Annotated in this window: 21 protein-coding genes; 6 read left to right on the top strand and 15 right to left on the bottom strand. The window is 71.8% G+C overall.

What is annotated here, in order from left to right; genetic code table 11:
• Positions 1–130 precede the first annotated feature (130 nt).
• Positions 131–844 carry a TetR/AcrR family transcriptional regulator gene (locus tag AB0A74_RS38405; protein WP_358257498.1) on the bottom strand — a complete coding sequence of 238 codons (714 nt, stop codon included), beginning with the start codon at positions 842–844 and terminating at the stop codon, positions 131–133.
• A 127-nt stretch (positions 845–971) separates the two neighbouring features.
• On the opposite strand from AB0A74_RS38405, the gene AB0A74_RS38400 reads away from it, so the two are divergent.
• On the top strand, positions 972–1,367 hold the full coding sequence (locus tag AB0A74_RS38400) for a VOC family protein (RefSeq protein ID WP_358257497.1): 396 nt from the start codon (positions 972–974) through the stop codon (positions 1,365–1,367).
• Positions 1,368–1,421: 54 nt separating this feature from the next.
• Here the strand turns inward: AB0A74_RS38400 and AB0A74_RS38395 are convergent, their stop codons facing one another.
• From AB0A74_RS38395 to AB0A74_RS38345, 11 genes are all read right to left on the bottom strand, one after another.
• Complete coding sequence (locus tag AB0A74_RS38395) at positions 1,422–1,811, bottom strand: hypothetical protein (protein ID WP_358257496.1); 390 nt, start codon at positions 1,809–1,811, stop codon at positions 1,422–1,424.
• Between the two features lie 28 nt (positions 1,812–1,839).
• Positions 1,840–2,481: a YbhB/YbcL family Raf kinase inhibitor-like protein gene (locus AB0A74_RS38390; RefSeq protein WP_358257494.1), complete on the bottom strand. Its 642-nt coding sequence runs from the start codon at positions 2,479–2,481 to the stop codon at positions 1,840–1,842.
• Positions 2,482–2,537: 56 nt separating this feature from the next.
• Positions 2,538–2,993, bottom strand: coding sequence for a DUF4383 domain-containing protein (locus tag AB0A74_RS38385; RefSeq protein ID WP_358257493.1), 456 nt, complete (start codon positions 2,991–2,993; stop codon positions 2,538–2,540).
• Between the two features lie 128 nt (positions 2,994–3,121).
• Positions 3,122–4,213: an aminotransferase class I/II-fold pyridoxal phosphate-dependent enzyme gene (locus AB0A74_RS38380; RefSeq protein WP_358257499.1), complete on the bottom strand. Its 1,092-nt coding sequence runs from the start codon at positions 4,211–4,213 to the stop codon at positions 3,122–3,124.
• A gap of 19 nt (positions 4,214–4,232) precedes the next feature.
• Positions 4,233–5,510 carry an amino acid permease gene (locus AB0A74_RS38375; protein ID WP_358257491.1) on the bottom strand — a complete coding sequence of 426 codons (1,278 nt, stop codon included), beginning with the start codon at positions 5,508–5,510 and terminating at the stop codon, positions 4,233–4,235.
• Positions 5,474–6,904, bottom strand: coding sequence for an FAD-binding oxidoreductase (locus tag AB0A74_RS38370; protein ID WP_358257489.1), 1,431 nt, complete (start codon positions 6,902–6,904; stop codon positions 5,474–5,476). The genes AB0A74_RS38375 and AB0A74_RS38370 overlap by 37 nt, the downstream gene beginning before the upstream one ends.
• Before the next feature lie 6 nt (positions 6,905–6,910).
• The gene (locus AB0A74_RS38365) at positions 6,911–8,464 is read right to left on the bottom strand and encodes a thiamine pyrophosphate-dependent enzyme (RefSeq protein ID WP_358257487.1); all 1,554 of its coding nucleotides are present in this window, start codon (positions 8,462–8,464) and stop codon (positions 6,911–6,913) included.
• Positions 8,464–9,675: an ABC transporter substrate-binding protein gene (locus AB0A74_RS38360; RefSeq protein WP_358257485.1), complete on the bottom strand. Its 1,212-nt coding sequence runs from the start codon at positions 9,673–9,675 to the stop codon at positions 8,464–8,466. Before AB0A74_RS38360 ends, AB0A74_RS38365 begins: the two co-directional genes overlap by 1 nt.
• 16 nt (positions 9,676–9,691) lie before the next feature.
• Positions 9,692–10,786 carry a sulfotransferase gene (locus AB0A74_RS38355; RefSeq protein ID WP_358257483.1) on the bottom strand — a complete coding sequence of 365 codons (1,095 nt, stop codon included), beginning with the start codon at positions 10,784–10,786 and terminating at the stop codon, positions 9,692–9,694.
• Positions 10,783–12,249, bottom strand: coding sequence for an NAD(P)-dependent oxidoreductase (locus tag AB0A74_RS38350; protein ID WP_358257481.1), 1,467 nt, complete (start codon positions 12,247–12,249; stop codon positions 10,783–10,785). Before AB0A74_RS38350 ends, AB0A74_RS38355 begins: the two co-directional genes overlap by 4 nt.
• Positions 12,246–13,382, bottom strand: coding sequence for a Glu/Leu/Phe/Val dehydrogenase dimerization domain-containing protein (locus AB0A74_RS38345; RefSeq protein ID WP_358257479.1), 1,137 nt, complete (start codon positions 13,380–13,382; stop codon positions 12,246–12,248). The genes AB0A74_RS38350 and AB0A74_RS38345 overlap by 4 nt, the downstream gene beginning before the upstream one ends.
• A gap of 301 nt (positions 13,383–13,683) precedes the next feature.
• Between AB0A74_RS38345 and cysC the strand changes: the two genes are divergently transcribed.
• From cysC to AB0A74_RS38330, 3 genes are read left to right on the top strand one after another with little or no spacing between them, the layout of a single operon-like run.
• On the top strand, positions 13,684–14,208 hold the full coding sequence (cysC, locus tag AB0A74_RS38340; RefSeq protein WP_358257478.1) for an adenylyl-sulfate kinase: 525 nt from the start codon (positions 13,684–13,686) through the stop codon (positions 14,206–14,208).
• Positions 14,205–15,092 (top strand): sulfate adenylyltransferase subunit CysD, encoded by an 888-nt coding sequence (gene cysD / locus AB0A74_RS38335; RefSeq protein WP_358257476.1) that lies wholly within the window; start codon positions 14,205–14,207, stop codon positions 15,090–15,092. The genes cysC and cysD overlap by 4 nt, the downstream gene beginning before the upstream one ends.
• A 2-nt stretch (positions 15,093–15,094) precedes the next feature.
• On the top strand, positions 15,095–16,372 hold the full coding sequence (locus AB0A74_RS38330) for a GTP-binding protein (RefSeq protein WP_358257474.1): 1,278 nt from the start codon (positions 15,095–15,097) through the stop codon (positions 16,370–16,372).
• A 52-nt stretch (positions 16,373–16,424) separates the two neighbouring features.
• Here the strand turns inward: AB0A74_RS38330 and AB0A74_RS38325 are convergent, their stop codons facing one another.
• On the bottom strand, positions 16,425–17,726 hold the full coding sequence (locus AB0A74_RS38325; protein ID WP_358257472.1) for a M28 family metallopeptidase: 1,302 nt from the start codon (positions 17,724–17,726) through the stop codon (positions 16,425–16,427).
• 195 nt (positions 17,727–17,921) lie between these two features.
• Between AB0A74_RS38325 and AB0A74_RS38320 the strand changes: the two genes are divergently transcribed.
• A complete protein-coding gene (locus tag AB0A74_RS38320; RefSeq protein WP_358257470.1) occupies positions 17,922–18,629 on the top strand; it encodes a hypothetical protein in 708 nt (235 codons plus the stop codon).
• A 3-nt stretch (positions 18,630–18,632) separates the two neighbouring features.
• On the opposite strand, the gene ligD is transcribed toward AB0A74_RS38320, so the two are convergent.
• Complete coding sequence (ligD, locus tag AB0A74_RS38315; RefSeq protein WP_358257468.1) at positions 18,633–19,583, bottom strand: non-homologous end-joining DNA ligase; 951 nt, start codon at positions 19,581–19,583, stop codon at positions 18,633–18,635.
• A 17-nt stretch (positions 19,584–19,600) separates the two neighbouring features.
• Positions 19,601–20,806, bottom strand: a complete 1,206-nt coding sequence (locus tag AB0A74_RS38310) for an ROK family transcriptional regulator (RefSeq protein WP_358257466.1) — start codon at positions 20,804–20,806, stop codon at positions 19,601–19,603.
• Positions 20,807–20,946: 140 nt separating this feature from the next.
• On the opposite strand from AB0A74_RS38310, the gene AB0A74_RS38305 reads away from it, so the two are divergent.
• Positions 20,947–21,669 carry a GntR family transcriptional regulator gene (locus AB0A74_RS38305; protein ID WP_343938696.1) on the top strand — a complete coding sequence of 241 codons (723 nt, stop codon included), beginning with the start codon at positions 20,947–20,949 and terminating at the stop codon, positions 21,667–21,669.
• Positions 21,670–21,822: the final 153 nt, after the last annotated feature.

Genomic DNA, 21,822 nt, shown 5'->3' with positions numbered 1-21,822 from the left:
GCCGCCCGGGAGGGCGAACGGGCGGAACGGATCGTGCTCAGTCACCCGGTCGGGTGGGGTGTGCACCACAAAGGGCTGATGCACCAGGCCCTGCGCGCTCAGTCCTCGCCGGCCGTGCCCGTCCGAGCGGTCACTCGTCGCTGGGTGGCTGGTCGCGGGAGTCGATCAGGGTGGCCAGGCCGTCGAGGATGCGGGTCAGGCCGAAGGTCCAGCCGTTGTCGTTCGGCGTCGCGCCCGGCGAGGTCGCGGCTTCGAACAGGGCCGGGAAGCGGTCGCGGTGGCGGTGCAGGACCTCGCGCAGGGACTTGTCCGTCGTCCACGGTTGGGTGCCGGCCGTCGCGGACGACTGCGTGTTGCGGATGTGGCCGCTGATCAGGAAGACCGCGTCCATCCGCTCGCCGCCGGTCAGCGGCGTGCCCGCCAGGGCCGCCACCGCCGACTCCGTCCACCCCACCTCGCGCGGGCCGGTGGGGCGTTCGCCGGTGGTCGCCGCCGGCAGCCACGGGTGCCGCCGCCACGTCTCGCGCATCAGGTCCGCCCAGCGCACGAGCCTCGGCCGCCAACCACCCGGCACGGTGCTCAGGTCCGGCGGCTCGCCCACCGCGGACTCGATCATCACCGCCACCAGCTCCGCCTTGCTCGCCACGTGCCGGTACAGCGCCATCTTCGTGACGTCCAGGCGCGCCGCGACGTGCTGCATCGACACCGCCGCCATGCCCTCGGCGTCGGCGACCTCGATCGCGGCCTCGGCGATGCGGTCCACCGTGAGCGCCTGGCGTTGCGGCCGGGTGCCCCTCCCGCGCGGCTCCCACAGCAGGTCCACGTGCTCGGCCAACTCCGCCACCAACTCTCCGAGAAGCGGGACTTGCGCCCGTTGTCGATCTGTGTCTACCGTACACCCAGTGTCCGTCGGACACACAAGTCTCCCGAGGACACACCAGTGTCCCGTGGTATCGATGGGGGTAGCTCCGATGTCCGTCAAGATCTTCGTGAACCTGCCGATCGCCGACCAGGCCAAGTCGATCGCGTTCTTCGAGGCCCTGGGCTTCCGGCACAACCCGAAGTTCACCAGCGAGGACTCGACCTGCATCGTCTTCGGCGACGACGTCTACGCGATGCTGATCAGCCACGAGTTCTTCAAGACCACCAGCAAGCGCGAGGTCGCCGACACCGCCACCACCGCCGAGGCCGTCCTCGCCCTCGGCGTGGACAGCCGCGACGAGGTGGACTCCCTGGTGGACAAGGCCGTCGCCGCCGGCGGCCGGGACGGCGAGACCCAGGACCACGGCTTCATGTACGGCCGCGGCTTCACCGACCTGGACGGCCACCAGTGGGAGGTCTTCTGGATGGACCCCGCCGCCGCCTGAGCACGACAACGGCGGGTGGCCCGATCCGAGGGGCCACCCGCCGAGAGCGAGGGGTCAGGCGTCTTCGCGGTTCGGGTTCTCCAACTGGAAGAAGTTGCTCGGCTTCCCGTCGGACGTCTCCTCCTGGTAGATGAAGTTCAGTCCGCGCTGGTCGAACGTGTCGAACCACTCGTCCCAGCTCACGTGCTTGAGCGACCCGCCGCCGTAGCCGGGGAAGTCCAGCCGCAGCACGCCCAGGTGGTCACCGTGCTCGGTGCCCTCCACGGTGGCGGGCTTGGCGTCGCGCCGCTCGGCCCACTGCTTGATCACGTCGTGGCTGGTCGTCGCGAGCGACCGGCCGGGGCGCTCGGGCCGGTCGGAGGTCGACTTCACCTCCTGCGCGTACTTCAAGCTCTTCGACGACTCCTTACCCGTGCGGATGCCGCCGTCGTCCTTCTTGGTCATGGGAAAGCTCCCAACGTCGTGAAGTGGTTCATCGGCCGAAGAGGCCGACCAGGGTGCCCTTGGCGAGCACGTGACCGCGCACCGCCGCGTGGACGTCCTCCGCCGTCGGCTCCGGGCCGAGGTCCAGCGGCCGGTCCACGGCGTACACGCGGAAGAAGTACCGGTGCGGCTCGTCGCCCACCGGGGGCCGCGGCCCGCCCCACCCGCGCTCGCCGAACCCGTTGCGCCCCTCCACGGCGCCCGGGGGCAGCGACCCCTCGGCGATGGAGTTCACGTCGGCCGGGATGCCGGTCACCACCCAGTGCGTGAACGTGCCACCGGGCGCGTCCGGGTCCTCGCACACCAGGGCCACCTCGCGGGTGCCCGGCGGGACCTCGTCCCACTGCAGCGGCGGGGACGTGTTCTCGCCGTCGAGGGAGAACCGCGCCGGCATCAGCGTGTGACCGCTGAACGCGGCGCTGCGGGCGTGCAACCCGCCGTCGTCCTCGACACCACCACCGCCGCCGCGCGGCCCGGCCGCCCGTTCACCCACCGCGTTGGGCGGGTAGGCGCGCTGGAGTTCGTCGTTGGCCGCCTGGTCGGCGGCGGCGTCGGCCACCCCCCGGTCCTCGTACTCGGCCCGCAACCGGGTCCGCTTGACGTCGTAGGCGTGGCTGCCTGGGTTGGGCATGGGTCGTCACTCCTCCCATTCGTCCACACCCCAGGGCCTACCCCGCGCGCCCGGCCCTACACCCCTTGCTGCTCACGGCCGGGGTACTGGCCGCGCTTGCGCTCGAACGCCGTGGTCGCCACACCGAGCAGCACCATGCCCGCGCCCAGCGCGAAGTGCAGCCAGTTGTCCGCGGGGTTGACCGGCAGCGGCCCGCCCTCGTGCACCACCGACCCCCACACCCACAGCAGCAGGTAGACGAACCCGCCCGCGACCAGGAACGCCCGCGCCGCCCCCGCCCACCGCGACGCCACCACGCCCAGCACGCCGAACAGCAGGTGCACCAGGTTGTGCAGCACGGACACGGCGAACACGCCGAACAGCAACGCCCCGGTGTGCGGCCCGGCGAACGCGAGGTCCCCCTGCCGCACCCCCGGCACGAACCCCAGCACCCCGACCACCAGGAACACCACACCCACCACCAGGGCCGCCGTCCGCACCGGACGCCGGACGCCCCGAGTCGCCGTCGTCATCGCCCCTCCTCCGCTAGGTCCGGGATCGGGTAGCCGCGTGGGCGCACCCGAAACGCGGGGGAGGGCCGGACCTACCCGGGCGGGCCCGGCACGACACCGGCAGTCACCCGTTCGAGTGGCGTGCGATGTCAGGCTCGCGGCTGGTGACGGGCGGCGAGGCGGGTCGCGGCTCCCTCCAGGGTCTCCCGGCGCTTGCACACCGCGAACCGCACCATCCGGTCCACCTCCGGCACCGGGGCGGAGTAGAACACCGACAGCGGCAGGGCCGCCACGCCGCCGTCGAGCACCATCCGGTCGCACCAGTCCGACGCCGCCTCGCCCACGTCCGCCACCAGGTAGAACGGCGACGCCGCCGGCTTGGTCGCGATCCCGATGCCGTTCAGCACGTCCGCGAACCACCCGGCCCGCTCGTGCAACCCCGCCGCCACCGCGCCCGTCACACCGTCCACAGCGGACGAACCCAGCACGGAAGCCGCCGCCACCTGCAACGGCACCGCCGGACAGAAGGTCACGTACTGGTGCACCGCCCGGATGCGACGCGTCAACCCCGGACCCGCGATCGCCCACCCGATGCGCCACCCGGTGGCGGCCAACGACTTCGACACCGACGAGATCTTCACCCGCGACTCGGGATCGGTCACCACGTCCAGCACCCCGCGCGGACGGGACGTCACCAGGTGCTCGTAGGTCTCATCCGACACCACGACGATCCCGCGCGAGGAAGCCAACTCCGCCAACGCGTCCCACTCGTCGTCGGTCAACACCCGCCCCAACGGGTTCCACGGGCTGTTCACCACCACGACCCGGGTCCGCGCGGTGACCGCCCCCGCCAACAGCGAAGCGAACGAACCGTCCAACGACGTCAACCGCACCGGCACCGGAACCCCGCCGGCCGCGACGATCGCGGGCGCGTACTGCTCGTAGGCCGGCTCCACCACCAGCGCCTCGTCACCCGCCGACAGCAACGCCGCCATGGTGCAGTGCAACGCTTCCGTCGCCCCGGCCGTGACCGTCACCTCGGTCTCCGGCGAGGACCCCGACGCCACCGCCTCCCGCAACGCGAGCACCCCCGCGCTCGGCATGTACTGGTGCACGCCGGGATCCGCCGACACGGCGGCCAACGCCGCCAACAGCTCGGCGGGCGGGCCGTGGTCGAAGACGCCCTGCGCCAGGTTGATCGCGCCGTGCCGGGCGGCCAGCGCCGGGATGCGCACGAACATCGACTCCACGGCCGTACACCTACCTCTCCGTCCGGGAACCCCTCCGGCTCCGCACCACCTGCACGGTCAACGCGACCGCCAGCACCACCACCGCGTACAGCGACCGCCACCCCGACTGCACCAGGCTCGCGGCCAGCACCAGCAGCAGCGCCAGGTTCAGCACCGACCGCACGGTCAACCCGCGCACCCGCGCGTAGGACACGATCGACAGCAGGTACAGCACGATGAAGATCGCCGAAGCGGTCGCCACCGCGTCCACCACCACCCCGGGCCAGATCACCAGCACCGCGCCGACGAGGAGGAACAGCCCGGACAGCAGGGCGATCGCCCGCCGGGGCACCCCCGACGACGTGGTCACGGCCAGCCCGCGGGGCAGGATCCCGGACTCGCCGGCGCCCTGCACCAGCCGCGACACGCCCCACACCCACGCCACCGCGTTGAGCACCATCGCGCCGAACGCGATCACCGTCACCGCCAGCACCACCAGCGTCCGGGGCTCGATGGTCCGCGCCAACTGCAGCAGCCCGGTCACCTCGTCGACCTCCGCGCGCGGGATGCGCACGGCGATCGCCACCGTCAACAGGATCGTGAAGACCCCGTAGACGCCCAGCGCGGCGGCCGACACCGGCAGGAAGTCCTTGCGCGGGTCGCGGAACTCCTTGGACAGGAACGTCAGGTTCTCGAACCCCGCGAACGCCCAGAACGCCAGCACCACACCGGGCAGCAGCACGCCCAGCGACGACATGTCCGGCGTGACCGCGGGCAACCCCGACGACACGTCCGGGATCGCCGCGACGATCAGCACCGCCGCCATCGCCACCAACGCCCAGGTGCCCGCGTTCTGCACCCGCGCCGAGGTCTTCACCCCGGCCAGGTTCGACGCCACCGCCGCCACCAGCACGGCCGCGGCGGCGACCACCGCCACCACCGCGCCCGAGCCCAACGCCTGCGCCACGTACCGCCCGGCCACCATCGCCCCCGACGGCAGGCCGACCACGACCAGCGCCAGGAACATCAGCGGCACGCACCGCCCGAACACGCCACCCAGGCCGTCCCGGATGAACGCCTCGATCCCGTCGCCGTCGGGGTTGGCGCGCACCATGTCCTCGAACATCAACAACATGGGCAGGCACACCACCGTGGACAACAGCCACACCAACAGGCTGTTCCCGCCCGCCTCGGCGTAGACGGCGGAGGGGAGGAACAGGATCCCCGACCCCGCCACCGACCCGATCGCCAGCGGGATCGCCTGCCGCCTCGTTAACCCTGCCGACTGGCTGACGCCTCGTTCTGCCATGTGCCTCGTTCACCCCACGGGATCATGCGATCTCGGTTGAGCACCCCGCGGGGGTCGAAGAGCTGTTTGAGCCGCCCCATGAGGGCGATCTCCTCCGCGGACCTCGTGTACCCCAGGTAGGAGCGCTTCTCGAACCCCACGCCGTGCTCAGCCGAAATCGAACCACCACTTTCGGTGACGAGACGATACACAATGTGTTCGACTTCGGGTTTCCGCTCCCGGGTCGTTTCGCCCGTGATGACCGCGATGTGCACGTTGTCGTCACCGAGGTGGCCGAACACCAGCAGCTTCACGGCGGGCCACGACAGCCGCAACTCGGCGCGCATGTCGTCCAGGCACTTCTCCAACGACCCCGCGGGCACGCTCACGTCGAACCCGAACAGCGGTTGCATGCGCAGGATCTCCGCCGGTATGCGCTCCCGCGCCGCCCAGAACGCCTCCAGCTCCTTGGCGTTGGTCGCCACGGCCGCGTCCAGCAGCACGTCCGCGCAGCCCTCCACGGCCGACGCCAGCCGCTCGGCGTCCCCGTCGGGGTCCGCGCCCCGGCACTCCACCAGCACGTACAGCGGGTGCCCGAACGGCAGCGGCAGCCGGATGCCGCTCGGTTCGATGGTGCGGTAGGCGTCCTCCCACATCACCTCGAACGCGGTCACCGCGCCGGGCAGCTTGCGCTGCAACGTGTTGAGCAGCGTCAACGCCGCGTCCACGTCGGCCACCGCGCAGAACGCGCCGGTTCGGGTCAACGAACCCGGTTTCAGGCCCAGCGTGGCCGAGGTGACCACGCCCAGCAGGCCTTCGCTGCCGATGAACAACTGCTTGAGGTCCATGCCCGCGTTGTCCTTGACCAGCGGGGTGGACAGGGTGAGCACCCGCCCGTCGACCAGCGCGACCTCCAGCGACCGCACGTGCTGGCGGGTCATGCCGAACCCGACCACGTTCACGCCGCCCGCGTTGGTCGCCACGCACCCGCCGATGGTGGCGCTGCCCTTGGACGCCAGGTCGATGGGCAGCAGCAACCCGTGCCGCGCCACCAGGTCCTGCACGTCCGCGAGGGTCGCGCCCGCGCCGGCGGTGACGGTCCGCCCGGCCAGGTCCACCGGGGACACGGCGGTCAGCCGCTCCGTGGACAGCACGACCTCCTCCGGCCCCGGCACCGCGCCGCTGACCAGACCGGTCATGCCGCCCTGCACCACCACCGGCTGGTCGTGGTCGTCGCACAGCTTCAACACCGCGGCCACCTCTCGCGCGGTGCCGGGCTTGACCACGACGGACGCGTGCCCGACCCGGTCGCTGCCCCACAGGTCCTGGGTGTAGCGGGCGGGCACGTCCTCGGTGAGCACGTGCTCCGCGCCGACCAGGGCCGCCAGGTCCTCGACCCCAACCCGTAGTTCCATCGCGTTCTACTCCTTGTTCGCGTGCCCCGCGCGCAGGCTGGTGCGCACGTGCAGCAGGTAGCCACCGGGTCCGGCCGCCAACGCCCGCCGCACCGCGCCGGGCACCTCGCGCGGGCTGCGCACGGTCTCGCCGGGCATGCCGAACGCCTCCGCCCACGTGACCAGGTTCGGGGTGTGCAGGCTGGTGCCGCAGTAGGTGCCGGGGAACTGGCGGCGGGCGTGCTGGTCGATGGTGCCGTAACCGCCGTTGTCGGCGACCACGACGATCGGGCACCGGCCCTGCGCCCGCCCGGTGGCCAGCTCGTCGCCGGTCATCAGCAGGCCGCCGTCGCCGACCACGGCCACCACGGTCCGCTGCGGGTAGCGGTGCGCCGCCGCGACCGCCGCCGGCACGCCGAACCCCATCGCCCCGTTGCCCAGCGCCAGCATCAGCCGCCTGGGCCCGGCGTGGACGTAGCGGTGGATCCAGCTGGAGAAGTTGCCCGCGTCGAACGTCACCACCGCGTCGTCGGGCAGGTCCGCGTCCAGCGCGGCGGCCACGTGGGTGAAGTCGATGCCGTCCTCGAACGGCTTCGGCCTCGGCGCGGCCAGGTCCTCGGCCAACTCGTGCCAGCCGCGCACCCACGCCGACCGCTCCGGCCGCGGCGCGGGCCAGTCGGCGTCGGCCAGGGCCTTCAGCACGTCCCGCGGCGCCTGCCGGTCCACGACGTGCACGCGCGGCCCGGTCCAGCCGGACATGTGGACCTCGTCGGCGAACTCGCCCAGCAGCACCACGACGTCCGCCTGCGCCAAACGCTCGCGCACCGCCTTGGGTGTGCCCAGGTGCAGGTGGCCGGCGTAGTTCGGGTGCAGGTTGTCCAGCAGGTCCTGTTGCTTGTTGCCGACCAGCACCGGCAGCCCGGCCTTCTGCGCCAGCACCGACAGCAGGTCGTTCGCGGTCGCGTCGGTGTGCCGGTCCCGCAGCAGCCGGCCCGCCAGCAGCACCGGGCGCCGCGCGTCGGTCAGCACCGGCAGCAGCTCACCCAGGTCCGGCTCGGCCAGCGCGGGCGCCGGCGGCGGCACCTCGACCTCGGCCTCGGCGGTCCACAGGTCCTCGGGCACCAGCAGCACCACCGGCTGCGGCACCGGACCGGCCAGCACCTCCGCCGCCTTGGCCAACTGCTCGCCCAACCCGTCCACGGTCAGGGTGAACGTCGTGGCCAGCGCGCCGAACATGCCCGCCAGGTCCGCGCCCTGGAACGCGGTGCGCCGGTCCGCGCCGGTGGGGATGTCGCCCACCAGCACCACCAGCGGCGTCGGGTCGGCCGCCGCCGCGTCCACCGCGATGGACACGTTGGTCGAGCCGGGGGACCGGTTCACCGCCACCACGCCGGGCTTGCCGGTCAGCCGCGCCGACGCGACCGCCATGAACCCGGCCCCGCCCTCGTGCCGCGTGGTCACCGTGTGCAGGCCGTGCGCGCGGGCGCGCGCCAGCAGCGGCAGGAACGCCTCGCCCGGCACCGTGCACACCTCATCCGCGCCGAGGCCCGCGAGCCACCGGCACAGCACGTCCACGACCATCAGCGCTTCACCGAGGGGTGCTTGAACTCGCCGGTCGCCTGGTCGGCCGGCCACACCACGACCGCCTTGTCGGCCGCGTCACCGACCTCCTGGTAGTGCATGAGCACGATCTCCGGCGGCTGGTGGTGGTCGTGGGTGAACCGCACCGGGCCGCGCCACGTGCGGAAGCTGCCGGTCTCCAGCGCCAGCCGCAGCGCGTCGCGGTCGTGCGCGCCGGCCAGCGCCGCCGCCTGCCCGATCACCACCACGTCGGTGAACGCGTTGAGCGCGTTGTCCGGCGGGTAGCTGCCGAACTCGGCGTAGTAGGTGTCCACGAACCACCGGCCGGTCCAGGTCAGGCCGGGCCACTCCGGGCTGAACCGGGTCGCGGGCCACACCACGCCCGCGCCCGCCTGCCCGGCGAAGCCCCAGTAGTCCGCCGACCGCATCGGGAACGGGAAGCACACCATCATCGGCACCTTCGGCAGCAGCCCGGTCTCCGCGCCCGCCTCGATGATCATGTAGTTGGTGCGCACCACACCCGCGTTGACCAGCAGGTCCGGCCCGAACTCGGTGGCCCGGTGCAGTTGCTGCTTGAGGTCCTGCACGCCGTCCTGCGCGAAGTCCTCGCGGAACAGCTCCAGGTCCGGGATCGCCTCGGCCAGCGCCTCGCAGATCGTGTCGGCCAGCATCTGCCCGAACACGGTGTCCGCCGCGACCACCGCGACCCGCTTGAACCCCTGCGCCGCGGCGAAGCTCGCCATCAGCGGCGCGCGGTCGGCGATGGAGAAGTAGGTGCGGAACAGGTTCCGGCGGCCCTCGGTGATGGTGTTGTGGCCGTTCTCGATGAACGTCGGCACGCCGAACTTCTCCGCCAGGTCCGCCACCACCGGGCTGGTCCGCAGGTGCCACTGGCCGACCACCGCGCTGACCTGGTCCAGCATCACCAGCTTGGCCAGCCCGCCCGCCGCCGAGCGCGACATGTGCTCGACGTCGGCGGTGCGCTGGTCGTTCTCCAGGAACAGCCGGATCTGGCGCATGGAGAAGTCGCCGGGGTGCTCGGCCACGAACCGCGCCCCCAGCACCGCGCCCCGCACGACCAGTTCGCCGGCGGTCGGGTCGCCCGGCAGGCTCAACGGGGTGAGGATGCCGACCGGCACCGCCGAGCCGGTCACCGTCTGGTTGTGCGCGTCGACCAGGGCGCGCGCCCGGGTCTCGTTCTCACTCGACATGTCGCAGACTCCCTGTCTAGACGCCGAAGCGCGTGCGGTAGGCGGAGGTGGCGGCGCGCAGGTCGTCCGCGTCCAGGCCGAACTCGTCGGTGCTGTAGCGGTGCACGCCCTTGCTGCGCTGTCCGTTGGCGGCGAGGTAGTTCTCGACGTTCGCGACGAACTCGGTGCTGTGCGGCAGCCCGAGGAAGTCGGTGACCCGGCGGAGGGTGCCCCCGGTGTCGGCGACCAGTTCCCGGTACCGCAGGTCCAGGACGGGCCGGTGGTCCACCAGGTCGTCGCGGGCGTCGGCGAGCTTCTCGGTCAACGGCACGATCCGCTGCCGCCAGAACGCCCCGATCTCGGGCAGGTCGAGGTCGTCGCTGCGCGCCCCGCGCACCGCGCGGCACAGGCTGGCGGTGGACGAGATCGCCTCGGCCGGGTCGCGGTGCAGGTGCACGAACCGGGCGTTCGGGTAGGCCGCGACCAGCTCCGGCAGGTACCACGTGTGGAAGGGGCACTTCAGGACCGGGGTGAGCGGCTCGTCGTCTTCGCCGAGACGACGGCTCATGAGGACTTCGAGCTGGTGCCGGTGCCACTGGTAGGGGACGGTCAGGTCCTGGCGGTGCAGCCACTCGCCGTAGGACGGGACGCGGTAGCGCATCTCCAGCACCATGCTGTGGAACGTGTTCACCACCAGCCGCAGGCACTCGTCCGGCCGGTCGGCGTGCAGGTAGTGGATGCTCGCCAGGTCGGGGGCCTTGCGGTTGTAGTCGTCCACGTAAGCCTGCGCCGCCTGCCGCACGGCCGGGTACGTCTCCGGGTCACCGGCCGCCGCGACCGGGTCGGACAGCTCCCACAGCTTCGGGCCGTGGAGCGCGGGGTGGAGGGAGAGGAGGTTGTGCAGGAGGGTCGTCCCGGTGCGCAACATGCCGATGACGACCACGGGCGCGTCGATCGGGGCGGGCTTGAGGTCGTTGTGCGCCTTGGCGACGTCGGCGACGACCTGCCGACTGCGCTCCAACGACCCGAGGACGACCGGCACGTCCTCCTCCCGCAGCCGCCCTTCGGCGAGCACGGAAGCGCGGAACTCCTCCTCGCCGACGTCGAACATCGGCTCCGGACGCAGGGTCACTGTTCCTCTCCCAGGTTGACGGCGTCACGGGGCGTTCGCCCGGCGCGCAGGTCGGCGAGGTTGTCCAGGAAGGTGCGGGCCACTTCGGCGGGTTCGCCGGGGAAGGCGAAAGCGCGGTGGGGGGAGACGACGAGGTTGGGCACGGACCAGGCGGGGTCGTCGTCGGGCAGCGGCTCGGTGCGGTGGACGTCCAGGAACGCACCCCTGATCCGCTTTGACCGCAGTGCTTCGTACAGCGCCTCTTCGTCCACTGTGGACGCACGTCCAACATTGACGAGCGCTGCGTGGCTTGGCAGGGCGGCCAACACCGCTTTGTCCACGAGTGGCTGATCGGTGGCCGGCAGGCACCCCACGACATGATCAACTTCGTTGGCGATGGCCGGCAGCGCTGCCACACCCACCGTCTTGACCGCCAACGGGACTTGATTCCGGCCACTCCGCGTCACCGCGATGCACCGCGCACCCAACGCCGACAACCGCCGCACCACAGCCCGCCCGATCCGCCCACCACCGAGCACCAAGACGGTAGCGCCATCCAACATCACCGCCCGCCCGGTGTACCAGGCAGGCCGCGCGCCCATGGCCCGCACCGCGCCACCGGCTGGTCCCGAACCGCCGGCCTCGCCCGCGGTCCCGGCGGCGCAGCTTGCATCCGCGGCGGTGCCGGCCGTGTGGCTGATCTGGCCGGCAGCCCCGGCCCCGCTCGCGGTCCCGGCGGCGCGGCCCACGTCCCCGGCAGAGTCGCCCCCGCCTGCTTGGCCCGTCGCTCCGGCGGTGACGCCCGCGCCGGCTTGGCGCGTGGTTCCGGCGGTGTCGCCCGCGCCGGCTTGGCGTGCGTCTCCGGCGGTGACGCCCGCGCCAGCTTGGCCGGTGGTTCCGGCAGTGTCGGCCGCGCCGGCTTGGCGTGCGTCTCCGGTGGCGCCGCCCGCGCCGGCTTGGCGCGTGGTTCCGGCGGTGTCGCCCGCGCCGGCTTGGCGCGTGGTTCCGGTGGTGTCGTCCGCGCCGGTTGCCCCCGTGGTTCCGTTGGCCCGGCCCGTGACGTCACCGGGGTCGGCGTCGCCCCGGAGGGCGTGGTTCGCGCCCGTGCCCACCACGGAGAAATTTTCAGTTAACTGAGCTAAATCTTTCAGCAGCATGAAGAGTCCGGCCACCGCGTACTCGGCGACCGCCTCGACCGGGACGCGGGCCGCGTTGGTGACGAGGGTGCCCGGGCGCAGGCCGGCTGCCGCCAGGTGGTCCGTGCCGGTCCCGGTCAGGTGCAGCCAGCGCAGGTTGGGCAGCAGGTCCAGGCAGCCCGGTGGGAACTGGTAACCGACCAGGACCTCGACGCCGGCGCGCACGGCCGGGTCGAGGTCGGCGATCGTGTCGGACTGGCGCACCTCGATCTCCGCCGCGATCCGGGGCACCAGCTCCGGCCACATCTTGGAGTGCGCGACCAGGACCTCCGGGCGGTCCCAGGTCACCACGCGATGTTCCGCTGGGCCAGCAGTTCAGCCACCGGCTCGGCGCTGCCCGACGCGCTCAGCTCCGCGATCAGCTCGCAGTTCTTGTTGATCTTCCCCGCGATCCAGTCGCGCAACCACGCCGACATCTGCGGCACGTTCAACCCGCTCGGCGCGACGCCGGCGATGATGCACCCGGTGACCGCCGCGCCGCCGACGTTCACCACCACGTCCGGCAGCACGGTCAGCCCCGCCTCGCCGAGCATCCGGCGCGCGGGCTTGGTGCAGCTCATGTTGCCGCCCTCGACGACGATCTTCGCCCGCACGGACGACACCACCGACTCGTCGATCGCGTCCGCGCCCGCCGCCAGCACCAGCACGTCCGAGTCGACCTTCAGCCACGCCCGGTCGCCGTCGTGCACGCGCACCGACGTCGGCAGGCCCGACCGGTCGATCGTGCCGTCGGTGCTGGTGCACTCGATCAGCTTGTCCACCGGCAGCCCGGCCGGGTCCTCCACCGTCCCGAGGATGTCGGCCACGGCGACGATCTGGTGGCCGTGCGCGGCCAGGTGCTGCGCCACGCCACGCCCCACTGTGCCGAACCCTTGCAGCACAACGCGTTGCGGCGTGCGAGCGCCGGACGCGCGGATCGCGCCCAACGCCGCCGTGGCGACGCCGAAGCCGGTGATGTCCACCATCGACCGCCAGAACTCCGCCCAGTCCACGTCCAGGCGGGTCGCGCCGGGGCGGGTGGCGATGTCGTAGCCGGCGGCGGCGAAGAACATGTCCCGGTCGGGGTGGGTCGTGCCCTGGTCGCAGCCCAGGTAGACGCCGCCGTGCAGCAGCGGGCGGGTCACCCGGCCGAACGTGCGCATCAGGTGTTCACGGTCGCGCACCGGGCCGTTGGGGCGGATGCCCGCCTTGGCGCCGCCGATGGGCAGGTCCACCAGCGCCAACTTGTGCGTCATGGCGCGGGCGAGGGCGGCCAGTTCGACGGCGTCCACGGTCCGGGTCATCCGCGTGCCGCCCATGGCCAGGCCGTCCACCATGCTGTCGACCACCACCCAGCCGGTGGCGTCGCAGTCCGGCAGCGACAGCGTGGTGGAGAACAGCGGCGACGACGCGTGCGTGGCGTCGGCGTGCAACAGGCTCATGTGGCGTTCCCCCAAGTTTATGGGTGCTGCAAATGGGCAGGGCGTGCTTTCGCGCCGTCGCGACAGCGTTGTTCGCGGCGGTTTATGAATGGATTCGGGGCCCCCAGGCGCCGCGCCCATCAGAGCATCGGACTCCGATCATCCTCTACCGCCGAAAGGGTGACGTGCCCAGCAGGTGGACACCCCTTGACAGCCTGCTCTAGCCTCGGGTCGCCGTTTACCGAGACCACTGCCTGCGCTTTGCGGCCGATGTTCTCGGCAGGTTTTCCGGCTGTGCTTCGGGAATACGAAGGGGGACTTTGTGGGCGCGACGATCTGGTTGACCGGACTGCCCAGTTCCGGTAAGTCGACGCTGGCCCGGGCGCTGGCCGCGCGGTTGGCGGGCACCCGGCCGGTGGAGGTGCTGGACGGGGACGTCGTGCGCCGCCAACTGTTCCCCGAGCTGGGCTTCAGCAAGGACGACCGGGCCGAGAACGTCCGCCGCACGGGCCTGGTGGCGCGCCTGCTGGCCGGTCACGGGGCCATTGTGATCACGCCGGTGATCGCGCCTTACCGGGCCGCCCGGGAGGCCGTTCGAAAGGATCACGAGGAGCACGATCTGCGGTATCTCGAAGTATTTGTCGACGCGACCCCGGAGGTGTGTGCGACACGCGACGTGAAGGGCTTGTATGCGCGTGCAAAAAAGGGTGAGATCACCGGGTTGACCGGTTTCGACGACCCGTACGAGACGCCCATCCAGCCGGAGTTGCACCTCCGGACGGATGAGTTGACCGTCGAGACCTGCGTGGACCGCATGGTCGCCCTGCTCGACGGCACCGCGCGATGAAAGCCGCCGACCGTCTCGAATCGGAGGCGATCCACGTCTTCCGCGAGGTCGCGGGCGAGTTCGACCGGCCGGTGATCCTGTTCTCCGGCGGCAAGGACTCGACGTTGCTGCTGCACCTGGCGGTGAAGGCGTTCTGGCCCGCCCCGGTGCCGTTCCCGCTGCTGCACGTGGACACCGGCCACAACTTCGACGAGGTCATCGACTTCCGCGACCGCATGGTGGACCGCTACGGCCTGCGCCTGGAGGTCGCCAAGGTCCAGGACTACATCGACGACGGCCGCCTGGCCGAACGCCCGGACGGCACCCGCAACCCGCTGCAGACGGTGCCGCTGCTCGACGCCATCACGAACCACAGGTTCGACGCGGTCTTCGGCGGCGGACGCCGTGACGAGGAGCGCGCCCGGGCCAAGGAGCGCATTTTCAGCCTGCGCAACGCCTTCGGCCAGTGGGAGCCGCGGCGGCAACGCCCCGAGCTGTGGAACCTCTACAACGGGAGACACAAGCCGGGCGAGCACGTCCGCGTCTTCCCGCTCTCCAACTGGACCGAGCTGGACGTCTGGCGCTACATCGAGCGCGAGAAGGTCGAACTGCCGTCGATCTACTACGCCCACGAGCGCAAGGTCTTCCTGCGCGACGGGATGTGGCTGACCGAAGGCCCGTGGGGCGGCCCGCGCGAAGGCGAGCAGCTCGTGACCAAGACCGTGCGGTACCGGACGGTCGGGGACGGTTCGTGCACGGGCGCGGTGGAGTCGGACGCGGCGGACATCGAGGCGGTCATCGCGGAGGTGGCCGCGTCGCGGTTGACCGAGCGCGGCGCCACCCGGGCCGACGACCGGCTGTCGGAGGCCGCGATGGAGGACCGCAAGCGGGAGGGCTACTTCTAACCATGAGCGACCTGTTGAGGCTGGCCACCGCGGGCAGCGTGGACGACGGGAAGTCCACGCTGGTCGGCAGGCTGCTCTACGACACCAAGTCGGTGCTGGCGGACACGCTGGACGCCGTGCACCGGGCCAGCGCCGACCGCGGCCTGGCCACCCCGGACCTGTCGCTGTTGGTCGACGGCCTGCGCTCGGAACGCGAGCAGGGCATCACGATCGACGTGGCCTACCGGTACTTCGCCACCCCGAAGCGCTCCTTCGTCCTGGCCGACACACCGGGACACGTGCAGTACACGAGGAACACGGTGACCGGCGCGTCGACCGCCCAACTGGGTGTTCTTCTGGTCGACGCGCGCAAGGGCGTGGTCGAGCAGACCCGGCGGCACGCGGCCGTGCTGGCGCTGCTGGGCGTGCCGCGGCTGGTGCTGGCGGTCAACAAGATCGACCTCGTGGACTACGACGAGCTGACGTTCACCGACATCGCCAAGGAGTTCACCGCCCACGCCGCCGCGTTGGGGTACCCGGAGGGGGCGGTGCTGGAGATCCCGGTGTCCGCGCTCGTCGGCGACAACGTGGTGGAACGGTCGGCGAAGACCCCTTGGTACCACGGGCCGACCTTGTTGGAGCACCTGGAAACCGTGCCCGTGGAGCCGGACCCGCACGACGCGCCGTTCCGGTTCCCGGTGCAGTACGTGATCCGGCCGCGCACGGCCGAGCACCCCGACTACCGCGGGTACGCGGGCCAGGTCGCCGCCGGCACGGTCCGGGTGGGCGACGAGGTCACCGTCCTGCCGTCGGGGCTGCGCAGCACCGTCGAGAAGATCGACACGTTCGACGGGCCGCTGGACGAGGCGGCGGCGGGCCAGTCCGTGACGCTGCTGCTGGCGCACGACCTGGACATCGGGCGCGGTGACCTGGTCGTGGCGGGGGAGCGGCCCCGGGTGACCGACGAGTTCGACGCCACGGTGTGCTGGCTCGCGGAGAAGGTGCTGACGCCGGGGGACCGGGTGCTGGTCAAGCACGGCACGCGGACCGTCCAGGCGGTGGTCACCGAGCTGCGGACCAGGTTCGACGAGCAGGCGCTGTCCAGTGTGGACGCGCCGGGCACGCTGACGCTCAACGAGATCGGCCAGGTCACCCTCCGCACCGCCGAACCGCTGCCGTTGGACGACTACGGTTCGGTGCGCCGGGGCGGGGCGTTCCTGGTGATCGAGCCCGCCGACGGGTCCACGCTGGCGGCGGGCCTGGTCGGCGCACCGCTGCCGGTCGAGGACGTGCGCCCGTAAGAGCGGTGGAACGGCCCGGGTCCGCCAATGACGGACCCGGGCCGTTCTTCGGTCAGAACTGCAGGAACCAGCTGTTCAGCCGGCCCACGTCCTGCGCGGCCACGTCCTGGATGCGCAGTTTCCAGGTGCCGTTGGCCACCTCGCCCGAGGCGTTGACCGTGTAGGTCGTGTTGATGTTGTCGCCGCTGTCGCTGCTGGACGACTTGAGCCGGAACGCCGTGCCGTCCGGCGCGACCAGGTCGATCACCAGGTCGCCGCGGTAGGTGTGGGTGATGTTCACGCCCACGCCCAGCGCCGACGGCGCGTTGCCGGTGACGCCCGAGACGGTGATCGAGGACTCCACGGTGGCCAGGTCGGGCAGGGTCAGCGGGGTGGTGTTCTCGAACTTCTGGCCCGGCGGGGTGCCGGTGCCGGCCAGGGTCCACAGGGCGTAGGCGATGGCGTCGCTCATCCGGTCCAGGGCCGTGGCGTTGATGTTGCTCGTCGTGTCGCACGAGCGGTGGTAGCAGCGGTCGAAGGCGACGCCGGCCTGGCCGCCCCACTTCTGCGCCTGGGCGGCGGTCATGGTGACCTCCGCGCCGGTGAACAGGCCGCCGATCGGGATGCCCGCCCGCGCGAACGCCGCGTGGTCGGACCGGCCGCCGACCGAGGTCAGCTCGGTGGCCACCTTGCCGACGAACGCCGCCTCCAGGGTCTGCTGGAGCGCGAGCGAGCCGGTGGGCTGGCCGGAGGCGCTGTAGACCATGTAACCCGCGTTCGGGGAACCGATCATGTCGAAGTTCAGGTAGGCCTTGATCTTCGACTTCTCCGTCGCCGGCAGGTTGTTCACGTAGTGGTTGGAGCCGATGAGGCCCAATTCCTCCGCGCCCCACCAGCCGAACCGCAGGTGCTTGCGCGGCTGGAGGTTCTCGCGGGCCACGGTCAGGGCGGTCTCCAGGATGCCCGCCGAGCCGGAGCCGTTGTCGTTGATGCCGGGGCCGCCGCTGACGCTGTCCAGGTGGCCGCCGAGCATCAGGACGTCGTTCGGGTCGCCGCCGGGCCAGTCCGCGATCAGGTTGTAGCCGGTCGCGGAGTTGTAGGTGAACTGCTGGACCTGGGTGGTGAACCCGACCGCGTCCAGCTTCGCCTTGACGAAGTCGATCGACGCCTTGTAGCCGGGCCGGCCGTGCGCCCGGTTGCCGCCGTTGTTCGTGGCGATCGTCTGCAGGCTGTTCAGGTGGGCCTGGACGTTGGCCAGCGAGATGTCGGGCACGGCCAGGGTGGCCGGTTGCTGCGCCGTGGCTCCGGGTGGGCTCAGCAAGGCGGCGGCGAGCAACAGGGCGCCCGCGACCGTGGTTGTCCGCTTGAGGGACATGGCTGCCTCCGCAGGGTGTAGGGAAAGCCACGATGAGCCTGCGGGCTGCGCGGACCCGGCGGTAGCGACGTTCGTTGTGGCTCGTTCGGGGTAAATGGGATTCCTCGATTTATTCCATCACTTCAGTGCAGACTGGAATTCGTGGTTCGCGCAAACCCGCTCTGACCTGCGGCGGACGCCACGTACGCTGCGCCGGTGAACAGATCAACCCGGGTCGTCCCGGCCCTCCTCGCCGCGCTGCTCCTCGGCGGCTGCGGCGGCACGGCCACCACGGCCGCGCCCACCTCCCCCTCCGCGGCCACCACCACGACCACGACGGTGGACCGGGCGGCGGAGCAGGAGGCGGTCCGCAAGGCCTTCGAGGACTACCGCACGGCGCTGCGCGCCAAGGACGGCAAGGCCGCGGTGAAGGTCGTGTCCGACGAGGTGCTGAGCTGGTACGTCGAGATGAAGGAGCTGGCGCTCAAGGCGACGCCCGAGCGGCTCGGCCGGCTCGGCTTCAGCACGCACGTCCTGGTCTACGGCATCCGTGCGCAGTTCGGCGCGGCGGACCTGCGGGCCATGTCCTCCGCGGACATCCTCGCCGCGACCGTGGACAAGGGGCTGCTGGACGCCGACACCCTGGAGAAGGTCGAGCTGGGCACGATCGTGGTGGAAGGCGAGACGGCGCGGGCGCAGTTCACCACGCGCGACGGCGCGGCGACCGGGTTGACGCTGCCGTTCCACAAGGAGTTCGGGCTGTGGAAGTTCGACTACCTGCCGCTGTTGTTCCTCGGGCAGCGGATGGTCGAGTCCCAGGCCGAGCGGGACGGGCTGACGGTGGAGGAGGTCGTCGACCTGACGCTGGTCGCCACCTACGGGCAGGAGCGCGCGGCGGAGTTGAAGCAGCCGTTGGAGGGCTGAGGGTCAGCCCTCCTGCTGGGCGGCGCGTTTGCGGCGCTTGCCCTCGTGCATCGCGACCACCCGGGCGACCGGGATGGTGTGGCCCTCCTCGACCAGGTCGGTCGGGAGCCGTTGCGGCGCGGGGAGTTCCTCGGCCCACGGGTCGCGGGACTCCAGCAGGGGCGGTGCGGTGTGGACGGTGAAGTCGCGCGGGGTCACGTCGTCCAGGTCGTCCCAGGACACCGGGAACGACACCGGCGTGCCGGGGCGGATGCGGGGGCTGTAGGCGGCCACGACGGTGGCCCCGTACGCGCGGGTCGAGTCGAGGAAGACCTTGCCGCCGCGCTCCTCGCGGATGTACGCGGTGGTGGCCAGGTCCGGGTCCAGGCGTTCGGCGCGGGCGGCCAGGGCCCGGGTGGCCGCCGCCGCGTCGTCGTCGGTGGCGTCGATCGGGACGAAGACGTGCAGGCCCTTGGCGCCGCTGGTCTTCACCGCGCCGGTCAGGCCGCAGTCGGCGAGGGCTTGGCGCACGAGGCGGGCGGCGGCGGCGACGTGGCCGAAGTCCTCGCCCTCGGGCGGGTCGAGGTCGAGGACCATGTGGTGCGGCGTGCGGCGTTCCTCGGCGTCGTGCAGGGGCACGTGGTACTCGATGGCGCGCTGGTTGGCGAACCACAGCAGGGTCCGGCGGTCGTCGCACAGCGCGTAGCGGATCGACCGCCGCGACGCTTCGGCCCACACCTCCACCGAGCGCACCCAGTCCGGCGTGTACTTGGGCAGGTTCTTCTGCATGAACGGGTCCTGGCCGCGCAGCACCCGGACCACCGACAGGGGCCGGCCGGCCAACCCGGGCAGGATGCGGTCGCGCACGGCGTCCAGGTAGTCCACGAGGTCGCGCTTGGTGGCCCCGGCGTCCGCGAACAGCGGCTGGTCGAGGTTGGTCAGCGCGACGCCGTCGCGTTCTTCGGCAGCTCCCACGTGATCACCCTCCACCGCTAGAGCAGCGCGGTCAACCGCTCCTCGACCGCGTCGAGCGCCATCCGCACCGCGCCCAGCGCCACGTTGTTCACGCCGAGGGCGGAGACGCGCAGGTCGGCGGGCACGAGCAGTTGCCGGCCCAGGCGCTTGCGGACGGCGTCGAACAGCACGTCACCCGCTCGGGACACGCCGCCGCCGACGATGACGCAGCGCGGGTCCATGATCAGCAGCTGCACGGCCAGGCCGCGTGCGAACCGGGTCGCGATGGTGTCCACGACGGACACGGCGGCCTCGTCGCCCGCGGCGGCGGCGTCGAACAGCACGGCGATGTCGCCGGTCTCGGCGAGCCGGTCGCGCAGCGGCTGGTCGCAGCGCGCCATGCCCAGCCGCAGGATCTCGCCCGCGCCGACGAGCCGTTCGAACGCGCCGAGGCCGTCGGCGGGCGGTTTGGGCTCGTCGTCCAGGTCGGTGACCAGGTCGATGAACCCGAGTTCGCCGGCCGCCGAGGACGCGCCGCGGTAGGGCTTGTCGTCGATGACCATGCCCGTGCCGATGCGTTCGCCCCACTGCACGAACAGCAGGTTGTCCCCGTCGTCGCCGCGCCAGCGCTCGGCGACGACGGCGAGGTTGACGTCGTTCTCGATGGCGACCGGGCAGCCCAGCCAGTCCCGCAGCTCGGCGATGATCGGCAGGCTGGACCAGCCGGGGATGCTCGGCGCGAGCACGACCTCGCCGCGCTCGTGGTCGACGATGCCGGGGGTGCCGACGGCGACCGACCACAGGTCGGTGGGGGTGATGCCGGCTTCGGCGGCGACGTCGGTGAGGGTGGCGCGCAGCAGGCGGACCATGCCGTCGCCGGTGTGCCCGGCGGGGGTGGCGGCCTGGCGCTGGGCCAGGACCGTGCCGGCCAGGTCGGCGACCATGACCAGGACCTTGTGCGGTCCGATGTCGATGCCGGCGACGTGGCCCAGTTCGGCGCGGAAGCGGGCGCGCTGGGCGGGGCGGCCGATGTGGTGCTCGGTGGTGCCGGAGAACTCGGCGATGCCGGCCTCGGCCAGCGAGGTCAGGGCGCGGGTGACGGCCGGTCGGGACAGCCCGGTGGCGACGACCAGGTCGGAGACGGTGGCGGTCTGCCCGTCGGCGTCGCGCAGGGCGTTGAGCACGGCGGTGGCGTTGATCCGCCGCAGCACGTGGGGACCGGTGGCCGCTGATCCGGTTGACACGCCCCGCCTCGCTTTCGCCTCGTGCCGCGCACGCTAGCAGAGCCAGACCCTTGACAGGTGGTCCAGACCATAGCAGAGTATCGAACGGTTCGTTAGTAAGTGCGCCCTGTTCACGTCACTACAGGTTTGGGGAGGCCACGGTGGAAGACGTGAAGTACCGGCGGATCGCCGATCACCTGATCGGGGCGATCGACCGCGGCGAGTACCCGGTGGGCAGCGTGCTGCCGACCCTGCACGAGCTGATGGACCGCTTCGGCGTGGCCCGGGGGACGGCCCGCGCGGCGGTGGCGGTGCTCATCGCCCAGGGCGTGGCGACGTCCAAGCAGGGCCTGGGCACGTTGGTGTGCGGCACGACCATCCCGCCGCAGAAGCAGGTGCCCCGCATGCTGCCCGACGGGGCGACGTACCCGAAGGTCGTGCTCTCCGGCTGGACGGCCGCGGGCCCGGAGGTCGCGCACCGCTTCGGCCTGGACACCGGCAGCCTGGTGGTGCACCGGGTGCGCCACCACCACACCGGGGCGCGGGTGACGAGCATCGACCAGCAGTGGCTGCCACGCAGCGTCGCGACGGTGATCGAAGAGCAGACGGGCCACGACATCTCGGATCGTGCCGACACGCCGCACCCGGATCTGACACCGTTGCTGCGGACGGCCGGCTTGGACCCGATCGTGGCGACCGTGCAACTGGACGCGAGACTGCCCACGCGCTCGGAGGCGGACACGCTGGGGATCGGGGAAGACGAGCCGGTGCTGGTGGTGCACCGCATCACGCACGGGTCGTCGGGAACGCCGGTGGAGGCGACGACGACCGTGTCGAGCACCGGGGGAGCGGCCCCGAAGTTCACCATCCCCCTCACCGGCTGACCCGACGCTTCCCCGCGCGCAGCGCGGCGCTTTTCGCCGCGCAGCGGCGTGCTTTTGGTCGGGCTCCCAGCCACAAGGGGCCTTCGTGTTCCCCACCGTATGACCTGCCCGAAGGGCTACCACACTTTTCGGGGGTCGGGCCAAAAAGTTTTG

Source organism: Saccharothrix sp. NPDC042600 (assembly GCF_040647305.1).
GTDB classification, from domain to species: Bacteria; Actinomycetota; Actinomycetes; order Mycobacteriales; family Pseudonocardiaceae; genus Actinosynnema; species Actinosynnema mutabilis.
This window is presented reverse-complemented; position numbering and strand designations above follow the sequence as displayed.